Annotated in this window: 13 protein-coding genes and 1 tRNA gene; 8 read left to right on the top strand and 6 right to left on the bottom strand. The window is 54.6% G+C overall.

Annotated features, from left to right (window positions below; genetic code table 11):
- Nucleotides 1-200: 200 nt before the first annotated feature.
- Nucleotides 201-277 (bottom strand) — tRNA-Pro (locus tag KF784_10580).
- A 58-nt stretch (nt 278-335) separates the two neighbouring features.
- On the opposite strand from KF784_10580, the gene KF784_10575 reads away from it, so the two are divergent.
- Nucleotides 336-1,640, top strand: a complete 1,305-nt coding sequence (locus KF784_10575; protein ID MBX3119502.1) for a bifunctional folylpolyglutamate synthase/dihydrofolate synthase — start codon at nt 336-338, stop codon at nt 1,638-1,640.
- Between the two features lie 19 nt (nt 1,641-1,659).
- On the opposite strand, the gene KF784_10570 is transcribed toward KF784_10575, so the two are convergent.
- The 3 genes from KF784_10570 to KF784_10560 all read right to left on the bottom strand — a co-directional run bounded on the left by KF784_10570 (nt 1,660) and on the right by KF784_10560 (nt 7,051).
- A complete protein-coding gene (locus KF784_10570) occupies nt 1,660-1,905 on the bottom strand; it encodes a hypothetical protein (GenBank protein ID MBX3119501.1) in 246 nt (81 codons plus the stop codon).
- Nucleotides 1,906-2,136: 231 nt separating this feature from the next.
- A complete protein-coding gene (locus KF784_10565) occupies nt 2,137-5,448 on the bottom strand; it encodes a sodium/proton-translocating pyrophosphatase (GenBank protein ID MBX3119500.1) in 3,312 nt (1,103 codons plus the stop codon).
- A gap of 145 nt (nt 5,449-5,593) precedes the next feature.
- Nucleotides 5,594-7,051 carry a PLP-dependent aminotransferase family protein gene (locus KF784_10560; protein MBX3119499.1) on the bottom strand — a complete coding sequence of 486 codons (1,458 nt, stop codon included), beginning with the start codon at nt 7,049-7,051 and terminating at the stop codon, nt 5,594-5,596.
- A gap of 144 nt (nt 7,052-7,195) precedes the next feature.
- Between KF784_10560 and KF784_10555 the strand changes: the two genes are divergently transcribed.
- The 5 genes from KF784_10555 to KF784_10535 all read left to right on the top strand — a co-directional run bounded on the left by KF784_10555 (nt 7,196) and on the right by KF784_10535 (nt 10,880).
- Complete coding sequence (locus tag KF784_10555; GenBank protein MBX3119498.1) at nt 7,196-7,663, top strand: redoxin domain-containing protein; 468 nt, start codon at nt 7,196-7,198, stop codon at nt 7,661-7,663.
- 75 nt (nt 7,664-7,738) lie between these two features.
- Nucleotides 7,739-8,191, top strand: a complete 453-nt coding sequence (locus KF784_10550; GenBank protein MBX3119497.1) for a hypothetical protein — start codon at nt 7,739-7,741, stop codon at nt 8,189-8,191.
- A 371-nt stretch (nt 8,192-8,562) separates the two neighbouring features.
- Nucleotides 8,563-9,174, top strand: coding sequence for a hypothetical protein (locus KF784_10545; protein ID MBX3119496.1), 612 nt, complete (start codon nt 8,563-8,565; stop codon nt 9,172-9,174).
- A gap of 238 nt (nt 9,175-9,412) precedes the next feature.
- The gene (locus tag KF784_10540) at nt 9,413-10,018 is read left to right on the top strand and encodes a hypothetical protein (GenBank protein MBX3119495.1); all 606 of its coding nucleotides are present in this window, start codon (nt 9,413-9,415) and stop codon (nt 10,016-10,018) included.
- Nucleotides 10,019-10,271: 253 nt separating this feature from the next.
- A complete protein-coding gene (locus KF784_10535) occupies nt 10,272-10,880 on the top strand; it encodes a hypothetical protein (GenBank protein ID MBX3119494.1) in 609 nt (202 codons plus the stop codon).
- A gap of 77 nt (nt 10,881-10,957) precedes the next feature.
- Here KF784_10535 and purD read toward each other — a convergent pair whose 3' ends face one another.
- Together purD and dnaB are read right to left on the bottom strand one after the other, a co-directional pair.
- A complete protein-coding gene (purD, locus tag KF784_10530; protein MBX3119493.1) occupies nt 10,958-12,208 on the bottom strand; it encodes a phosphoribosylamine--glycine ligase in 1,251 nt (416 codons plus the stop codon).
- A 577-nt stretch (nt 12,209-12,785) separates the two neighbouring features.
- Nucleotides 12,786-14,141 carry a replicative DNA helicase gene (gene dnaB / locus KF784_10525; GenBank protein ID MBX3119492.1) on the bottom strand — a complete coding sequence of 452 codons (1,356 nt, stop codon included), beginning with the start codon at nt 14,139-14,141 and terminating at the stop codon, nt 12,786-12,788.
- A gap of 249 nt (nt 14,142-14,390) precedes the next feature.
- On the opposite strand from dnaB, the gene KF784_10520 reads away from it, so the two are divergent.
- Together KF784_10520 and ligA are read left to right on the top strand one after the other, a co-directional pair.
- The gene (locus KF784_10520; GenBank protein ID MBX3119491.1) at nt 14,391-14,921 is read left to right on the top strand and encodes a transposase; all 531 of its coding nucleotides are present in this window, start codon (nt 14,391-14,393) and stop codon (nt 14,919-14,921) included.
- A gap of 82 nt (nt 14,922-15,003) precedes the next feature.
- The gene (ligA, locus tag KF784_10515; protein ID MBX3119490.1) at nt 15,004-17,025 is read left to right on the top strand and encodes an NAD-dependent DNA ligase LigA; all 2,022 of its coding nucleotides are present in this window, start codon (nt 15,004-15,006) and stop codon (nt 17,023-17,025) included.
- Nucleotides 17,026-17,478: the final 453 nt, after the last annotated feature.

Genomic DNA, 17,478 nt, shown 5'->3' with positions numbered 1-17,478 from the left:
GATGGTGTCCCAAATGGGTGGCAAGAGGATCAAAGCCAATGCGGGTGAGGTTTTTTTGCCTGCAAACAAATGACATGAAAATAATTGCAAAGTGATATCGTTTTGATATCATCTTGATGTCATTTGGAAGTGCGGTTTGATGGGCGTTTGTTGGCGACCGGCCGACAACTTGCCATCCACTAGAAAACGCTTTGAAGAATTGGTCGGGGCGACAGGATTTGAACCTGCGACCTGCTGCTCCCAAAGCAGCCGCGCTACCAAGCTGCGCCACACCCCGACTGAAGCCCTCCTAAGGTACCCGATACCCCCATTGTGGAGTAACATCGCCGTGCCTAATGTCCGCTTTGCCCCGACCGATGACCTACCGCCAAGCGGCTGACTATCTGAGCTCATTGAAGCACAAGAAGTGGCGGGGCGGGCTTGACCGCATGGAAGAGTTCGTCCGACGCGCGGGTCTTGAAGAGGCGGTGCTGGGTGAAAGGCCGCGCTTTATCCACGTCACCGGCACAAATGGGAAGGGGTCTACCGCAGCTTTCATACAGTCCATGCTGGTCCAATCTGGGCACAAGACCGGAGGCTACTTCAGCCCTTACGTTTACGACATACGCGAGCGAATTCAGGTTGACAGCCAGATGATCTCGGAGGAGGCGTTTGCTTCCCTTGCTGAGCGGCTGGCCCCAATTGCAGAGACATTTGAGGAGACCGAGTTTGGGGGCGTGTCCGAGTTTGAGTTTAAGACCGCGATGGGGTTTCTCGCGTGGAAGGAGGCGGACTGTGATTGGGTTTCGTTGGAGGTTGGGATCGGGGGACGGCTCGATTCGACCAATCTTGTGAATCCGGCTTGCAGCGTGATTGTTTCGATCGGGCTGGACCACACAGACCTGCTGGGCTCTACCCACGCTGAAATCGCCGCTCAGAAGGCAGGAATCGTGAAACCTGGGAGACCAACCGTTGTCGGAACGCTCCCGGTGGAGGCTGAACTTACCATTGCTGAGGTTTGTCGACAGCAGGACAGCCAGCTTTGGCGCTTGGGACGCGAGATCACAGTTCTCCCGACGGGTCAGGATTACTCGGTGGCGATGCCTGGTCGATTAATTGAGGGACTCGTTCCTGGGCTGCCGGGCAGTTATCAGGTGGATAACATGGCTTTGGCTGCGGCAGCGATGGTTGCTTCCGGGGCACATGTGTCGGATTGTGCAGTTCGAGAGGGGGCGAAACAGACTCGCCTTCCGGGCAGGTTTGAGCGAAGAGCCATCGAGGGGAAAGAGTGCATCCTTGACGGAGCACACAACGGAGAGTCGGCGCACACCATTGCCGAAGCGATTCGGAATCAATATCCAGGCAGGCCCGTGGTGTTGCTCACGGCTATGCTGGCAGGGCATGATCCCGACCGATTCTATCGGGCTTTTGAGGGGATGACGGATCGTGCCGTCGTGACCGAGGTTGAATTCTATCGACGGGTGCCAGCAGAAGAGTTAGCGGAGAAGATTCGTTCGCACTTTCGGTGCGTTGAGTCGATTCCTAACAGCGCAGAGGCGCTACGTCGCGCCCTTGAGGTCACGCCGGATAACGGCATCCTCCTCATCACAGGCAGCTTCTACCTGCTGGGCGATCTGTATCCCACGTTCACCGCACGATAGCAAGCATCAAGCACATCGCTTATCGTTTGTATTGGCACTCGACGACGACATCACGCACCCCTTGGATTTGGCGCAGGAGGCGGGCGATGCGAAGGGTCTCCTCCCTTACATCCTCATAAGGCGCGGTTCGCTCGGCCTGAACAACGCCTCGGAGATAAACCACACCGTGTCGGACGAGAAGGTCGCACAACGTAATATCGATACGATGCTTGACGAACTCTCGGCGCGCATATTTTGCGGTTTCCATATCCTTTAAGTCGGCCATACTTGCCCCTCCGGGTTTTATGCCCGGTATAGCAAGGTTCCGATAGGATATTGACCATGTGGCTTGACCCGAATGGAAACCTTGCCACGTCGATCTGTCCCTCTTATTCTAAGCCGGAAATTGTCAGTATGCGGACGAATAATTTCGTACGGCCTTCGTTCAGGGTCAATTAGAGCCAAAAAAGCCCCTCGGTTTGACCGAGGGGCTTGATTGTTTCACAGTTGTGAAGGGCTATTCGACCTTCTCACCTTCCGACTCATCGTCGTCGACGGTGATGCGCTTTTTCGGTGCGGGTGCATCGAGCGGGCGCTTACCTGCGGCGGGAGCTTGGGCGACGGCTGCTTCCATTCCTGTCAGCATGCTTGCTCGCTTCGACCACCAGATCGAGAACGCGAGCGCGGCAAGACACAGGGTTGTAATGGTTGCCAGGACCTTCCAGTCGTAGGGAAGGATGATCGTCGGGGCCAACAGAAGCGCCACAAGGTTCATGACCTTGATGAGCGGGTTCAGGGCCGGACCAGCCGTATCCTTGAATGGGTCGCCAACGGTGTCGCAGACAACAGCAGCCTTGTGAGCTTCTGTGCCCTTTCCTCCGTGAAGTCCATCCTCAATGACCTTCTTTGCGTTATCCCAAATTCCGCCTGAGTTGGCAAGCATAACGGCGAGAAGCTGACCGGAGAGGATTGAACCGGCGAGGAAGCCACCAAGGGCCTGCGCGCCGCTGAGGTTGTATTCGACTCCACCGATGGTGGTTCGACCACCGGGCAACATTGCAAATCCAAACGCGGTTGCGAGCGGAAGTGCAATGGCGAGTACGCCCGGTCCAAGCAGCTCTGTCTGAGCAGCCTTTGTGACGATAGCCACACAGCTGCCGTAGTTCGGCTTGCTTGTGCCCGCCATGATGCCTGGGTCGTTGCGGAACTGCCGACGAACTTCGTTGATCAGTTCGAATGCAGCGCGACCTACTGCGTTGATCGAGAACGCAGCGAAGAGGAACGGCGCAGCTCCACCGATCATAAATCCAAGGAAGATCGCGGGTACGTCGAGTGGAAGGCCAATTCCTGTGAGCTTGGCCGACTCGATGTACGAGTGGAACAGGGCGACCGCCGCAACCACCGCGGTGGCGATGGCAAAGCCCTTGGTGAGGGCCTTGGTTGTGTTGCCAGCCGCGTCCAGCCGCTGAACTGCTTTTGCACCTTCTGGACTTGTATGACCTGCTCCCGACATCTCAAAGACGCCCTGAGCGTTGTCTGAGATGGGTCCAAAGGTGTCCATCGCGAGGATGAATCCTGTGGTGGTGAGCAATCCGAGGCCGACGAGAGCGATTCCGTAGAAGCTCAAGATCAGGCCGCCGTACAGCGCAGGCGGGAAGAGGAACATCGGAACGATGAGCGCGACGACGATAGCAAGCACCGAGAACACGCTGGATTCACAAGCGAGTGCAAATCCGGAGATGATCATCGGAGCCGGACCGGCAGTTGCAACACCGGCAACTTCCTGAACGGGCTTCTTGTGCGTCGAAACGTAATAGTCGGTCATCGCTTCGAAAGCGAACGCCATCAAGATGCCGATGATGATCGCAAACGCGAACAGATACCACGGGACAACCTGGTGGTCAACGTGACCCAGTTCGATGTTTTGTTGGGGCAGACTTTGGATTTTCCCTTCCTGCATCTCCTTTGCAAATCCCGCCATCTCGTCTGGCGAGTACTTGTAGTAGGAGGGCAGTTGGACGATCACACGATGGGGGAATTCCACCTGCTGAGGACCAGTCCCTACCGGCGCTTCAATGCCAGCGGCAAGCGAGCCATCATCGGTCGCGTAGAACGCCAGCGGAGCCTCGTGTAGGATCTCGATGGAGCCGAGTTTGTTCTCCTCCATCATCTTCTTCTGCTCAAGAAGGAAGTTCTTGGGAAGAGCAATCCAGATCACCCTGCTCGTGGCGGCAACGGTTTGACCGTCGGGGCCCTTTTGCTCGGGTTGGCTGAAGTTGATTTTGAAGACGACAATCTCGTTTACCTTTTCGAGGATCTTCTTACCGTCTCTGTCGACTTCTTTCTCCGTATCGAAGAAGTCGCCAAGCGTGATGTACTGAGGGGCAGTGGGCGAATCGCCCGGCTCTGCCGGCTTCATCGTGGAGTACTTATAGAGAACGGAATTCTTGTCGCTCCGATCGATTCTCTTATAGCCTTGAAGGACAACTTCCTTGGGCCTCATGTTGTCCGGCATGAGCGCTTGCTGGAGCATCTGATCTCCGGGTTGGCCCTCGTCGAACTTCAACGCCTTGATGCGCGGATCGTCCTTGATATCTTCCGGTTTGATCTGCCAAGAGGGGATGCCTTTAGACTTTGCAACTTCTTCACGAACCTGGACAACGACCTTGTGCTCTTCTTTCTCGTAGTGAGAAAGCGACACGAGACGGTCGGTGCCGATCGGCTTCATGTTCTTGTTAATCATCGACATGCCGCCCATCATAAAGAAGGCGAGCACGAGGGTGGCGACTCCAGCAATGATGGCAGAGCCTGTGAAGCCACGGCGGATAGCCTTGAGCGGGTCGTCGTCGACGTTGTCCGATCCCTTCACCATGAAGATGCCGATGATTGAGGCAATGATGCCAACGCCACGGGCCATGAGAGCGAAGAGGATGAGCTTCATCCAGGTCGTCTGATCGAAGATTGCGGCAGTTGCAGCACCGAGAACGATTGCAGCGACGAGTGTGACTTCGTAAGATTCGAAGATGTCGGCGGCCATTCCCGCGCAGTCACCGACGTTGTCACCAACGTTGTCGGCGATAACGGCGGGGTTGCGGGGGTCGTCTTCGGGGATACCGGCTTCGACCTTACCTACGAGGTCAGCGCCAACGTCGGCGGCCTTTGTGAAGATGCCTCCACCAACACGCATAAAGAGCGCGGCGAGCGATCCTCCAAAACCAAAGCCGACCAGCAGCTTCATGGCGTCGCCCTTGGCGATGAGGAAGATCAGCGTAGCACCGATCAAGCCCATACCGACCGTGACCAAGCCCGCCACCGCTCCTGAGCGGAATGCGACTTCAAGAGCACGCTTGTAGCTGGTTAGAGCTGCCGAAGCGGTGCGCATGTTGCCGTTGACGGCCATGAGCATGCCGATGTAGCCAGCGCCATATGATGCACCAACACCAGCCATAAAACAGACTGCAATGGCAATACCCATAGCAGCGCTGTAGGTCTGGCTGTAGTAGACGCCGAGCACAAGCGCAAGAGCTCCGACGAAGTAGAGCATCGTCTTGACTTGCTGCTTCAGGTAGGCGAGTGCGCCCTCCCGGATGGCTAAGCCAACGCTCTGCATCTTTTCGTCGCCAGGCGACTGCGCCATGACTTGCTTTCCAACGAACCAAGCGCATAAGACAGCTAGTGCGCCAAAGAACAGCGACACATAGAGGTAAATGAGGTCTGAACTCGCAAAATTCAGCGTGACGTCTTCTCCGCCGGAGGCAAAAGCCTTGGTCGGCAGGAGCATCCCGAGCATGGATGCCATCAAGACGAAGAACGCTTTCAGGGAGTTCATGCGGAATCTTCCTAAGAGTTTCATCATGATCGTGAAAACACCCCCCTCTTCGGCACGCTTCCATGCATTCCGCGCACTTGGCCGTGGCGTATCAAAGGTGACACCGTAGGATACCCGCCTCAGGCTTCGGGAAGCAAAGGAAACCCTACGTTGTTGGTGAACTTTCGACAAGCTTGCCGAGAATCCGAACAGCTTCTTGGATGGCGCTGGTCGATTGCATGCCAAAAGTAAGCCTCATGCATCGCTCTTTTTCGTGACAACCCAAGAACAAACCTCCGCCGGCGAAAGCGGTGCCGTGCTCGACGGCCTGCTGATAGAGCTTGCTGTAGTCTCGTCCAGCTGGAAGCTCAACCCAAGTGCTAAAGCCACCTTCTGGCCATGACCACTGCGTTCCGGCAGGCATGGATGTTTCGAGCGCTTGCAGCATGGCGTCCCTGCGAAGCCTGTATTTGGGCAACACTCGCTGGAGGTGGGTGTCCAAGGAACCGTTTTTCAGATATGAGGCTGTCGCGAGCTGGGTGAATCGACAAAGCGAGAGCTGTTGGGCGCGCAGCCTGTCGGCGATTCTCTTTGAAATGTTGATTTGCGAGGCGATGTATCCCAGCCGAAGTCCTGGTGTGAGCATGTAGGAGAATGAGCCGATATGGATCACCCGCCCGCTGCCTCTTCCGAACGCGGTGATCGGCGGCAATGCGTCGCCATCGTAGCGGATTCGAGAGAAGCTTTCGTTTTCGAGAACGAAGATCTGCTGGTCGTTTGCGATCTGGGCAATCGCTTCCCGCTGTTCGTAGCTGAGCTGATAGCCCGTGGGCGCCGAATACGAGGGGCTTAGGATAAAGCATTTGGGACGGTGCTTTTTGATGAGGGCAAGAATTGCGTCGATATCGAACCCTTCTGCCGTTCTTGGTACGGGAATCGGGCGTACGCGACGGTGGGCGAAGAAGGATTCTGACCCGAGGAAGGATGGAGATTCGACGAGAACGGTGTCCCCTGGATCGCAGACGACATCGACGGCAAGCGTCATGGCGTGGGTCGAGCCGCTGGTGATGACCACGTGCGATGGTGTCGCGATGATTCGATCTTTGCGCAGCAGGTTCTGTACTGCGGAGATGAGCTCGGGTTCGCCATGGGGTGGCGAATAGTACATCTGCCAATGCGAACCCTTTCCAAGCGCATAGAGTTCGGCCCAGAACTCGTCAGCGTGGAACAGGGCAGGATCGGGGCAGGCCGTGGCGAGTGACCGAATTCCGGCGGCCTCGCTGAGGTCTTCGAAAGCGTTGAAGGGGCCGGAGTGGGCGAGCTGCCGGATGAGGAACTCGCCTTGCTCGCGGAAGGCCCGCTTGCTTACGACGGTGCCGCGTCCGATCGTGCTTTCGATCAGGTTCTGCTGTTGGAGAAGACCGTAGGCATGCAGGACGGTAAAGTTCGAGACGCTGAGGCGGTCGGCGAGCTGGCGTACCGTCGGAAGCGATTGTCCGGGCAGGATGACTCCTTCGATTATCTTCGATTTGAGCTGCTCGGCGATCTGGCGGTAAACAGGTTCGCGAGAATCAGGGTCGATCCTCACTTCAAAATCTGGTTCTATTCCCTCTTTCAACAACACATAACACTTCCACACACAGTTGTAGGTGAGTACCGTGGGGTCGATACGCTAAGTTCCGCTGTTATGCGAAACTACGTGAACCACGCACAAGCGGCTAAGCCGAGCGAGCGGGTATGACTGAGGAATTCATAGGAGTAGATTCAAATGCCGCTAAATATAGGAGATCCCGCCCCCGATTTTGTGCTTAAGAATTCGGAGATGACAGAAGTCAAACTGAGTGATGGCTTTGGCAAGAAGAACACGGTTTTGCTGTTCTTTCCGGCCGCTTTCTCTGGACCGTGCACCCAAGAGCTTTGCGATGTGAGCCAAGGGCTTGGGTTTAAGGCCGACGAGAACACTCAGGTCTTTGGTATCAGCGCAGACACTCCCTTTGCCCTGAAGGCTTGGGCCGCACAAAGTGGAATTACGACAACCTTGCTGAGCGATTATAAGAGGGAAGTGATCAACGCTTATGACGCCGTTCTGCCCGATTTGGCTGGGTTGGGGCCGTCGGCGGCGAGGGTTGTTGTGGTTATCGACAAGAGTGGCGTTGTGCGTTATGCACAGCAAACGCCTGAGCCCAAGGACATGCCGGATTTTGCGGCTGTTCAGCAAGTTCTGGCTGGGCTTTAGTCAGGCTTGATTGGAGAGGGCCTATGCTTCCTCTCCTGTGGGCTGTTTCGGCCGGAATGAATCATACTCTTTAGTATGCGGTTCGTCTTAGGTTGCTTTGCGGCCCTTGCAGTTGTGGGATGCTCAAAGCCAAGTGGCAGCCCTTCTCCATCGGAGCCGCCGCCTGATGTTTCGGCAGGCCAGTCGCCGGTGAAATCGGCGCTGTCGGAGGCTCAGCAAACGAAGTATGTGGGCTCGTATTCGATGACGACTTCGAAGGCAGGCTCCCCCGATCGCACGATTACGTTGACCCTCAACAGCGATCAGACGTTTACACTGAAGTTTGTTTATGAGGGGAAGGGTGACGTTCCGGCTTTTAAGGGGAACTGGGCGCTCAATGGGGACCTTGTCGAAGCGCTTGTGACCGTGCCACCAGGTACCGAGGATCGGTATGTGTTCGTTCTGGATGGCGACTCTCTCAAGGCGGTCGAATACAACAAGAGCGAGTATGGCGAGCAGGGGTTGACCCTGGTGCGTCATCCGCGATAATCCACTCTTCTGGCCCGAACGATAGGCGTTTTGGGCTGGGTTCTGCGTGCGTCGTTCGGGACTTTTTTGCCGGAATGCGGTCGTGATTGCAGAACTCCTACTTCTGGAAATCTTTACGTACGTTTGAGATTATTCGTTGTACTTATTTGATTTAATCAGTAATCATAAAGCATGAAGATGGCAACGAATTCTCTTTATGTTATTATCTTGCTTGCGAATCACGCAACGTCTATAGTTTAATATTTGATCATTCTTATTCAAATATCTCAATAAATATTCATGCCAAGAATCCTGATAATATGTAGATTAGTGTTGTAATCTGTATATTCCAATGTACACAACAATCTGTGGCTATTGGAAGGAAATTGGAGATGAAAAAATTACTGTGTATTTTGGGCATTGCGGTGGTGGCTTCGAGCGCAATGTCACAGGTATGGTCGCAACCTTGGACGCGGCCGCTTCCAGCATGGACGTCGGTGGTACGTTCTTGCACGAATCCCAAGCCCTATCGTCTGATGGCGCTTGACGACTTTATGGTGAATCATCACTATGTGACTCTCAACACGATTGTGTACTGGGGGACCGTCACGAACTTCGCTCAACTTGGGCGACCGATGTTCTATGCGATCTACAAGGATAACGGCAACTGTCAGCCTGATCTGAATTCGATGGTATGGCGTGATTGCCTGCGGCCCGATTGGGAGTTTGTTGATGGCGACTGCCAAAACATGCGCGTGTTTAGGTTCAAACAAGCGCTTACGGTTGGCAACCTGCCGTTCCTGACATTCGGCAAGTATTGGCTGCAAATCTCGGAAGACGATTCGCAGAGCGCGAATCCGAATGTGCCGGAGTTTGCTTGGTCGTCACACCAGCCAGTCAACCTGTGCCCAGCTGTGCAGTTTGACTCGACAGGGGCGATCATTCAGCCTTTGATTGATCCGTGCAACGGGCAGAAAGACGATCTCGCTTTCGAGCTTTATTGATGTCAATCTGAGTCAGGGCCTGCCTTTTGGCGGGCCCTTTCTTTTTGATTCACCCGCCTATTTAGGAAGCAATAGTTTAGGCTTGGTTAATTTAACGTAAAAATGTAATGGTTCTTATGATTTAAGACTCTAAAATGATTCTAAAATTTCTTTTCTGTTATCGTGAAACATGAAAGAAATGTGAAGTACTATATAGTCGGAAGAAGCGGGCACTGCTCGCAAATGGAGATGTAACGATATGAAGAGAATCATTGCACTATTGGGGATTGCGATGGCTGCTTCCACCGCAATGTCTCAGGTTTGGTCACAGCCTTGGACTCGTCCGTTACCCGCGTGGATGTCGGTCGTGCGTTCTTGCGATAATCCAAAGCCGTTCAAATTGGCCGCGTTTGATGATTTCCGCACCGACGACGTTCGAATCAGTACGATCGTCTATTGGGGAACGGTACGCGATCTCGCTCAACTCGGCCGCCCGATGTACTATGCCGTCTACAAGGATAACGGCAACTGTCAGCCGGCTATCGACTCTCTTGTCTGGAAAGACTGCCTCAAGCCCGATTGGGAGTTTGTGGACTGCGACTGTCAGGGCCAGCTTGTTTTTCGGTTTAAGCAAGCGCTTAGTCCGCTAAACATTCTTCGCCTTTCCTCGGGTCACTACTGGATTGAGATTGCGGAGGATGACAGCAACAGCGCCAATCCGGGAGCTCCGGAGTTTGCGTGGTCTTCGCATCAATCGGTTAACCTATGTCCTGCTTTGCAGTGGGATTGGAATGGTAATTTCATTCAACCGCTGCAAGACCCGTGCAACGGGGCGAAGGACGACTTGGCATTTGAACTGTACTAGGAAAATCTGAAACTTTGCCCCGAGAAGAGCTCGGGGCTTTTTTATTGTCCTACTACGGAATAGTCAATTGATATAAGAGTATAATGTTATTGAGAGAATCATATACCGTAGAATTATTTAACATTATACAGATCGATAAAAAATAGGATTAATTAAATATAACAATTGTATCTCTTGTAGAAGAGAATGTATATAATAGAATCTGTTACTCAAGAAAGACTTGTGATATACAAGTCTTAGGGGAGGTAATGAGATGAAAAAGTTCGTAGTATTGATGATTGCCGTTATGACGGCTTCGGGAGCGCTCTCGCAGGTTTGGTCTCAGCCTTGGACAAGGCCGCTGGCTTCTTGGGAATCGGTCGTTCGTTCATGTGACAATCCCAAGCCTTACAAGCTGGTCGCCCTTGATGATTTCTACATCATCAACGATGTGCTTGTCAGCACCATCGTCTATTGGGGGACGGTTTCCTCGGATGCCCAACTTGGCCGACCGATGTACTATGCGGTCTATAAGGACAATGGCAACTGCCAGCCCGACATGAACGCGTTGGTTTGGAGCGACTGTCTCAAGCCGTATTGGGAGTTTGTGGATGGAGACTGCACGGGTCAGAAGGTTTTCCGGTTCAAGCAGCCGCTGAATCCGTGGAACTATCTGTATCCTGGCGGCGCGAAGCTCTGGCTTCAGATTTCTGAGGATGATGCAGAGAGCGCACATCCGGATCGCCCTGACTTCGCTTGGTCGGCACACCAGCGTGTAAATCTTTGCCCAGCAGTCCAGGTGGACTACAATGGCATGATTTATCAGCCGCTGATCGACCCTTGCAACGGACGAAAGGACGACCTCGCATTCGAGCTTTACTAAGCTGTCCGCATGCATTTGCCCCGCGATTTATTCGCGGGGCATTTTGCTTTTAGGGGTTCCAGTTGCCGATGTGGGCCTTAGATTGAGGCGATGTCTGTTCGGTACTGGACACCTTCGAAAGCGATCTGCTTTGCCACGTCGTAAGCTGTCTCGCGGGCTTGTCCAAGATCGGGGGCTTCGGCAGATACCGCCAGAACGCGCCCCCCGGAGTTCGTGAGTGTGCCATCGACGATTTTCGTACCTGCGTGGAAGATATTTAGCCCATCGGGGATGGTTTCAGGGAGCGTGATCGGGAAGCTGGTTTGTGGAGCGGCGGGGTAGTTTGCGCTGGCGAGGACGACAGTTACCACAGCATTTGGCTTCACTTGGAAGGCGGGTATCGGCTCCCCTTTTGCGACAGCGTACAGAGCCGCGGCAAACCCGGAACCAAGCCGTTTCATGACGCTTTGAGTCTCGGGATCTCCGAATCGAACGTTGTACTCAAGGCACTTGATCTTCATGCCGTCGAACATCAGCCCTGAGAAGAGGACACCACGGTAGTCGATGCCTCTGTCCTTGAGCATATTGAGAAGTGGAGCGACAACTGCTGCTTCTGTTTGGCGAACGATATCGTCGGTAATCCAGGGCACGGGGCTGAATGTGCCCATGCCCCCGGTGTTTGGGCCGCGGTCGCCATCAAAAATCCGCTTGTAGTCTTGGGCTACGGGCAGGCTACGAAAGTGTGTGCCGCTGCACAGTGTGAGAAGGCTGAACTCCCGGCCTGTAAGCCGCTCCTCAATGACCAATGTATGCCCGGCATCGCCGAAGACTTTCTCGACCATTGCAGCGTCGATCGCTTCAGTGGCTTCTTCGAGGGTTGAACAGACGGTTACACCCTTGCCGAGGGCGAGCCCGCTGACCTTGACGGCCACCTGTCGTCCCGCATCGAACATAGTCTTGACGTAATCCTTGGCGGGTTCGGGGTGAGTGAAGATTTGGAATTCGGCGGTGGGGATGTGGGCATCGGCCATCAGCTCTTTGGAGAAAGCCTTGGAACCTTCGAGCTGGGCGCCGTCGGGGTTGGGCCCGACGACGGGGATCCCTGACTCTATGAGAGAGCTACCAAGCCCGTCGATGAGGGGGTTCTCCGGTCCAACAAGGACAAAGTCAACGGTTAGCTTGACGGCAAGGTCAATGACGGCTTTGTGATCGGTTGGGGACACAGGGAAGCACTCGCAGATTTGTGCGATGCCGGGGTTGCCGGGGGCAGCAAAGACTTCCGCTTCTTGAGCGAGTTTCCATACGAGGGCGTGCTCACGTCCGCCCGAACCGATGACAAGAATCCGCATTGGTTTCTATTATGAAGTTGTTGGCAGGTGGTTGGCAGGTTGTCGGCAAGTAGTCGGCAGGTAGTCGGCAGGTGGTTGGCAGGTAGTCGGCAAGTGGTTGGCAGGTGGTGGGCAGGTAGTCGGCAAGTGGTTGGCAGGTGGTTAAAGTAGGGGTTCAACTTGGTCATATAGACGATACAGTCCCAAAACTTGGGTGTAAAAAACACACTGGAACTCCCGACAATATTGCTGTGAAGGTCGGACAGGCAATTCTGGCGTTAATATTCAGTGGTTTTGCGGTGGTGTTCGGTCTGTGGTACTGGGCGGAACAACACGTTGGCGCGTCTCTTGCATCGATGAACGGCTTTGAACGGTTCTTAGCAGTTCATGTTGTCGGACCAGTGTGGACCAAAGTGCACGCATCGGAAACGCCGAGTTCGGTGGTAACTCGAGGATCGGCAGTTGGTGGTCGCAGTTTAACGATTACCACGGGTCCGGTTACACGACAGTCTTAGCGACACATCCAAGTAAGCCAACGCGGAGTTTTACCGTCACCAGTAAATAACTCGCGACAAATTGACAACTACCTGTCAGCGCATTATCTCGCCAGATTTGAGAACAGTGCGTAGCTTGCCTCAAAGCCAAGCCGTACCGTCCCCGTCGGACCGTTTCGGTGCTTGCCGATGATGACCTCGGCGGGCTCAACCGGTTCACGCACCTGCTCATCGTCTGGTCCGGCATCTCGGTCTTTGTAATACTGCTCGCGGTATATGAACATGACCATGTCGGCTTCGGCCTCGATGGAGCCCGATTCACGAAGGTCGGAGAGCTGGGGGCGTTTGTTGTCGCGTTGTTCGACGCCTCGGCTGAGCTGGCTTAGGGCGATGACGGGGACTTTGAGTTCCTTTGCCATCGTCTTCAATGCTCGCGCAATGTCGCTGACCTCCTGTACGCGGTTTTCACTTCGGCGGTGTCCTCGCATAAGCTGAAGGTAGTCGACGATCACCATGGATAGCCCTTGTTCTTTGGCAAGGCGTCGGCACTTACCAAGCATTTCCATGGCAGAGATATCTGAGCTTTCGTCGATGAAGAGGGGCAGGCTATATAAGTGTTCGCAGGCGTCGGCGAGCCTTTTGAGTGTGGAGGGCTCAAGGCTTGGCTTCTTCATGACGTGCGAATTCACTCGGCTGAGCATCGAGACGAGCCTTCTGGCAAGCTGGATCGCGCTCATTTCGAGGGAGAAGACGGCGACGGCGCCTTGATTTTTCTCGGCGACGTTGAGGGCCATTCGCAAGACGAGCGATGTTTTTCCCATCGCGGGGCGGGCGGCAACGATGACGAAGTCGCCGGGGTAAAAGCCGGTCGTCATGTCGTCAAGGTCGTAGAAACCTGACATAAGGCCATGCGATTCGACTCCGGTTTCGAGAACCGTGTCGATGTCGAGCATGACGTCTCTTGCGAGGTCGCGCATCAAGAAGAAGTCGCGCCCGAGCCGCTTTTGGCCTACAGCAAAAACTTCGGATTCGGCCCGGTTGATTTTGCCTTGAAGGTCAACTTCCGGGTCGCGCACGACTTTGACGATTTCGTGGCCTGCACCTTCAAGCTTTCTTAAAGTGGCGTTTTCTTGAACAATTTGCGCATAAAAAGCCGCGTTCGCGGGACTCGGAACGAACTCGGCGATGCGAATGAGATACTCTTCGCCCCCGACGTCCTCCAATGTCCCGCGACGCACGAGCTCTTGCTTCAAGGTCACCAGATCGATGGCCTTGGAGTCCCTTTGCAATTGGCGCGTGGCTCTGTAGATTTCGCGATGAGCCGGCCTATAAAAATCCTCTTCATCGAGGATGGCGAAAACCTCGTCGGCAGGCCGCTCACCGAAAAGCATCGAGCCTAGAGCGCTCATTTCCGCTTCCAGGCTATGCAATGGGACCAGTTCTTCCGTGATGGTGCGCATGCTCTTTTCTTTGATGATTGAAGTTCTGTGAATTAACTCCGGCTGACTTCGGTTGGCCGGGGATGAGACCAGTGTGCGGGGCGGTTGTGGGAGATTTCAAGACACATCTTTTGCACGTGGAAAAGTAGGAAAACTCCTATAGTACTGATTTGTCTACTATTATAGTATATTTTTGGGAGTGCGCGAATTCATTCGCGCTTTTCCGGATCGGTGAGTTATCGCCGATCCCTCTGAGGAGGATAAAGTTAGGTGAAGACTTGGCCGCATGCACCATCAAAGGTCGTGACCCATCCAGGGACTTACATTATCACGGCGGCGACTTATCACAAGCTCAAACTGTTTGACTCAGCAGCAAAGCTCGACTTGTTAATGGACGCTCTGTTTTCAACAGTGGAGGCGCAGGGGTGGCAATTACAAGCCTGGGCAATCTTCCCGAATCATTACCACTTGGTTGGATTCTCGCCAGAGCATGACGGGGCAGTACGTCAGTTAACGAAGGCCCTACACGCAATGACTGCTCAACAGCTGAATAAAATTGACGGTCAGCCTGGAAGAACAGTCTGGTACCGATCATGGGACACCAGGGTTACCTTTGAGAGGTCCTATTTAGCTCGACTTGCTTATGTTCATAACAATCCGGTGAAGCATGGAATTGTCACCGATGCGATTGAATACAGGTGGTGTTCCGCCCGTTGGCTACAAGAAGAGGGGGACCGCCCTTTTGTCGAGTCTGTCCTGAGCTTTGATACGAGCCGCGTCAACGTCCTCGATGACTTTTGATCTTTTAAGAAGGCGACCCGATAAATCGGGTCGTATGAAAGCGCGAATAAATTCGCGCACTCCCAAAGAGTAACATTTCTTCATGTCCGCAACCGAGCGCGCACAGCAGCTTCGCGATGAATTGAACCGGCACAACTATCTCTACCATGTGCTGGACCAGCCAGAGATCGGCGACACCGAGTACGACCTTCTTTTTCGTGAGCTTCTCGAGTTGGAGGAGGCCAACCCTGAGCTGAAATCCCCCGACAGTCCAACCCAGCGCGTCGGCAGCCCCCCCATCAAAGGGTTTGAGCAGCACAAGCACGGTGTGCCGATGCTCTCCCTCGACAACGCATTCGGCGAAGACGAGTTGCGGGCCTTCGATGCTCGGGTGAAGAAGGTGCTTGGCACGGAAGAGGAGATCGAATACTTCGCCGAGTTGAAGTTCGACGGCGCTTCCATCTCGCTGACCTATGTGGATGGTCTTCTTGAGCGGGCGACGACGCGGGGTGATGGGGAAGTTGGGGAGGTCGTGACGCCGAACGTGAAGACAGTTGGAGGGGTGCCACTGCGGATGCGTTCACTAGTGCCTGGATTGATCGAGGTGCGGGGCGAAGTGCTGATGTTCAAGCAGGTCTTCGAGGAGCTGAACAAGAAGCGAGCCGAGAAGGGGGAGCAGGTCTTTGCCAACCCTCGCAACGCCGCCAGCGGTGGATTGCGTCAGCTCGACAGTCGGCTCACCGCTGAGCGTCGGCTCAACTTCTTTGGCTATGCCCTTGGCGCGGGGCCGCGCATTGCGAGCACTCAGGAAGGGACCATTCAGAGGCTTCGTGAGCTTGGATTTGCGACACGCCCGGAGGCGCACAAAGTGAAAGGGATCGAGGGCTTGATCGGGTTTGTGAATGAGTGGGCGGTTAAGCGGCCGACGCTTCCTTTTGGGATCGACGGGATCGTCATCAAGGTCAACGACCTGGACCTGCAAGATCAGCTTGGGTTTACGGCCCGGGGGCCTCGGTGGGCGGTGGCCTATAAGTTCGCTGCCGAGCAGGCGTTTACGGTTTTGGAGGGGATCACTTGGCAGGTTGGACGGACGGGCGCGGTGACTCCGGTAGCGGAGCTTCAGCCGGTTTCGGTGGGGGGTGTGACGGTGAGCCGGGCGACGCTCCACAACTATGAAGATATGACCCGCAAGGGCGTTATGATCGGGGACACCGTTATTGTTCAGCGGGCGGGGGATGTGATTCCCGAAGTGGTTGGCCCGGTGCTGGAAAAACGTCCAGTGGGTGCGGAGATGCCAGTTGAGCCTGTGGTTTGTCCTGAGTGCGGCACGGAGTTAGTGAAAAAAGCCGGCGAGGTGATTCAGCGCTGCCCGAACAAAAAGGGCTGTCCGGCGCAGATCATGGCGAAGATCATTCACTTTGCCAGTCGTGGGGCAATGGATATCGAGGGGTTGGGGGATAAGCAGGTTCAGAGATTCTTGGAACTGGGCTATCTGAGCGATCTGCCGAGTGTGTATTCGCTCAAAGACAAGCGGGAGGAGTTGGTTCAGTTGGATCGCATGGGTGAGGCCAGCGTGGACAATCTGCTGGCAGCGATCGAGTTGAGCAAGACCCGGCCCTTGGATAAGTTTCTGTTTGGGTTGGGGATCCGGTTTGTCGGGGAGCGGGGAGCGAAGGAGCTTGCGACGCATTTCCGCACTTTGCAGGCTCTGAGAGAGGCAGATTATGATGCGCTGCTGGCGGTGGCGGACGTCGGGCCGACGACGGCGTCGGAGATTCAAGAGTGGTTTGAGGAGCAGGAGAATCAGGATTTGATCGACCGGATGCTGACGCTTGGGGTTGCTCCAGTAGAAGCTGCGGCTCCAAGCGGGGATTTCTTTGCTGGGCAGACGGTGGTGTTCACCGGCAAGCTGGAGCAGTTCACGCGCGAGGCTGCGGAAGCGTTGGTGATAGACCTTGGCGGAAAGGCGGCAGGAAGCGTGAGCAAGAACACGGCTTTCGTGGTTGCGGGGCCGGGGGCGGGCAGCAAGCTGCAGAAGGCAGAGCAGTTGGAGGTTGAGGTGTTGGATGAGGAGACGTTCTTGGCGCGGTTGCCGGAGGATGTGAGGGCACGGATTTTAGGATAGTTTTCGTGGGGTTTTCCTCACAGAGTCACAAAGTTGGATCGGACTTCACGCAAAGTGCGCAAAGAAGCAAAGAACGCAGTGGCTAGAATCTGAGATTGTGAAGTGGGCATTGTGCTTGCGCTCCTTGAGCTTAGATTTCTCACAAAGACACAAAGAGCCACGAAGCCACAAAGTTGATCAGATTCTTCGCAAAGATGCCGAGGGTATCCCAACAGTTGTGTGAGGCATTCCTGTGAGTGGGGATTTTTCTCACAGAGACACTAAGAACCACAGAGTCACAGAGTGGGATCAGATTTCACGCAAAGTGCGCAAAGATGCAAAGAACGCAGTGGCTAGAATCTGAGGTTGTGGAGTGGGCATTGTGCTTGCTCTCCTTGAGCTTAGATTTCTCACGGAGACACAAAGAACCACAAAGCCACAAAGTTAGATCAGATTTCTCGCAAAGACGCCAAG

This window comes from Fimbriimonadaceae bacterium (assembly GCA_019638775.1).
In the GTDB taxonomy this organism is placed as follows: Bacteria; Armatimonadota; Fimbriimonadia; order Fimbriimonadales; family Fimbriimonadaceae; genus JAHBTD01.
Note: the sequence above shows the minus strand (reverse complement) of the source record. Positions and strands in the feature narration are given on the sequence as shown.

Coding starts and splice junctions, on each gene's coding strand:
- KF784_10545 (MBX3119496.1), top strand. CDS start 8,563: ATGAAAAAATTACTGTGTATTTTGGGCATTGCGGTGGTGGCTTCGAGC.
- KF784_10550 (MBX3119497.1), top strand. CDS start 7,739: ATGCGGTTCGTCTTAGGTTGCTTTGCGGCCCTTGCAGTTGTGGGATGC.
- KF784_10540 (MBX3119495.1), top strand. CDS start 9,413: ATGAAGAGAATCATTGCACTATTGGGGATTGCGATGGCTGCTTCCACC.
- ligA (MBX3119490.1), top strand. CDS start 15,004: ATGTCCGCAACCGAGCGCGCACAGCAGCTTCGCGATGAATTGAACCGG.
- KF784_10535 (MBX3119494.1), top strand. CDS start 10,272: ATGAAAAAGTTCGTAGTATTGATGATTGCCGTTATGACGGCTTCGGGA.
- KF784_10570 (MBX3119501.1), bottom strand. CDS start 1,905: ATGGCCGACTTAAAGGATATGGAAACCGCAAAATATGCGCGCCGAGAG.
- KF784_10565 (MBX3119500.1), bottom strand. CDS start 5,448: ATGAACTCCCTGAAAGCGTTCTTCGTCTTGATGGCATCCATGCTCGGG.
- purD (MBX3119493.1), bottom strand. CDS start 12,208: ATGCGGATTCTTGTCATCGGTTCGGGCGGACGTGAGCACGCCCTCGTA.
- KF784_10575 (MBX3119502.1), top strand. CDS start 336: ATGTCCGCTTTGCCCCGACCGATGACCTACCGCCAAGCGGCTGACTAT.
- dnaB (MBX3119492.1), bottom strand. CDS start 14,141: ATGCGCACCATCACGGAAGAACTGGTCCCATTGCATAGCCTGGAAGCG.
- KF784_10555 (MBX3119498.1), top strand. CDS start 7,196: ATGCCGCTAAATATAGGAGATCCCGCCCCCGATTTTGTGCTTAAGAAT.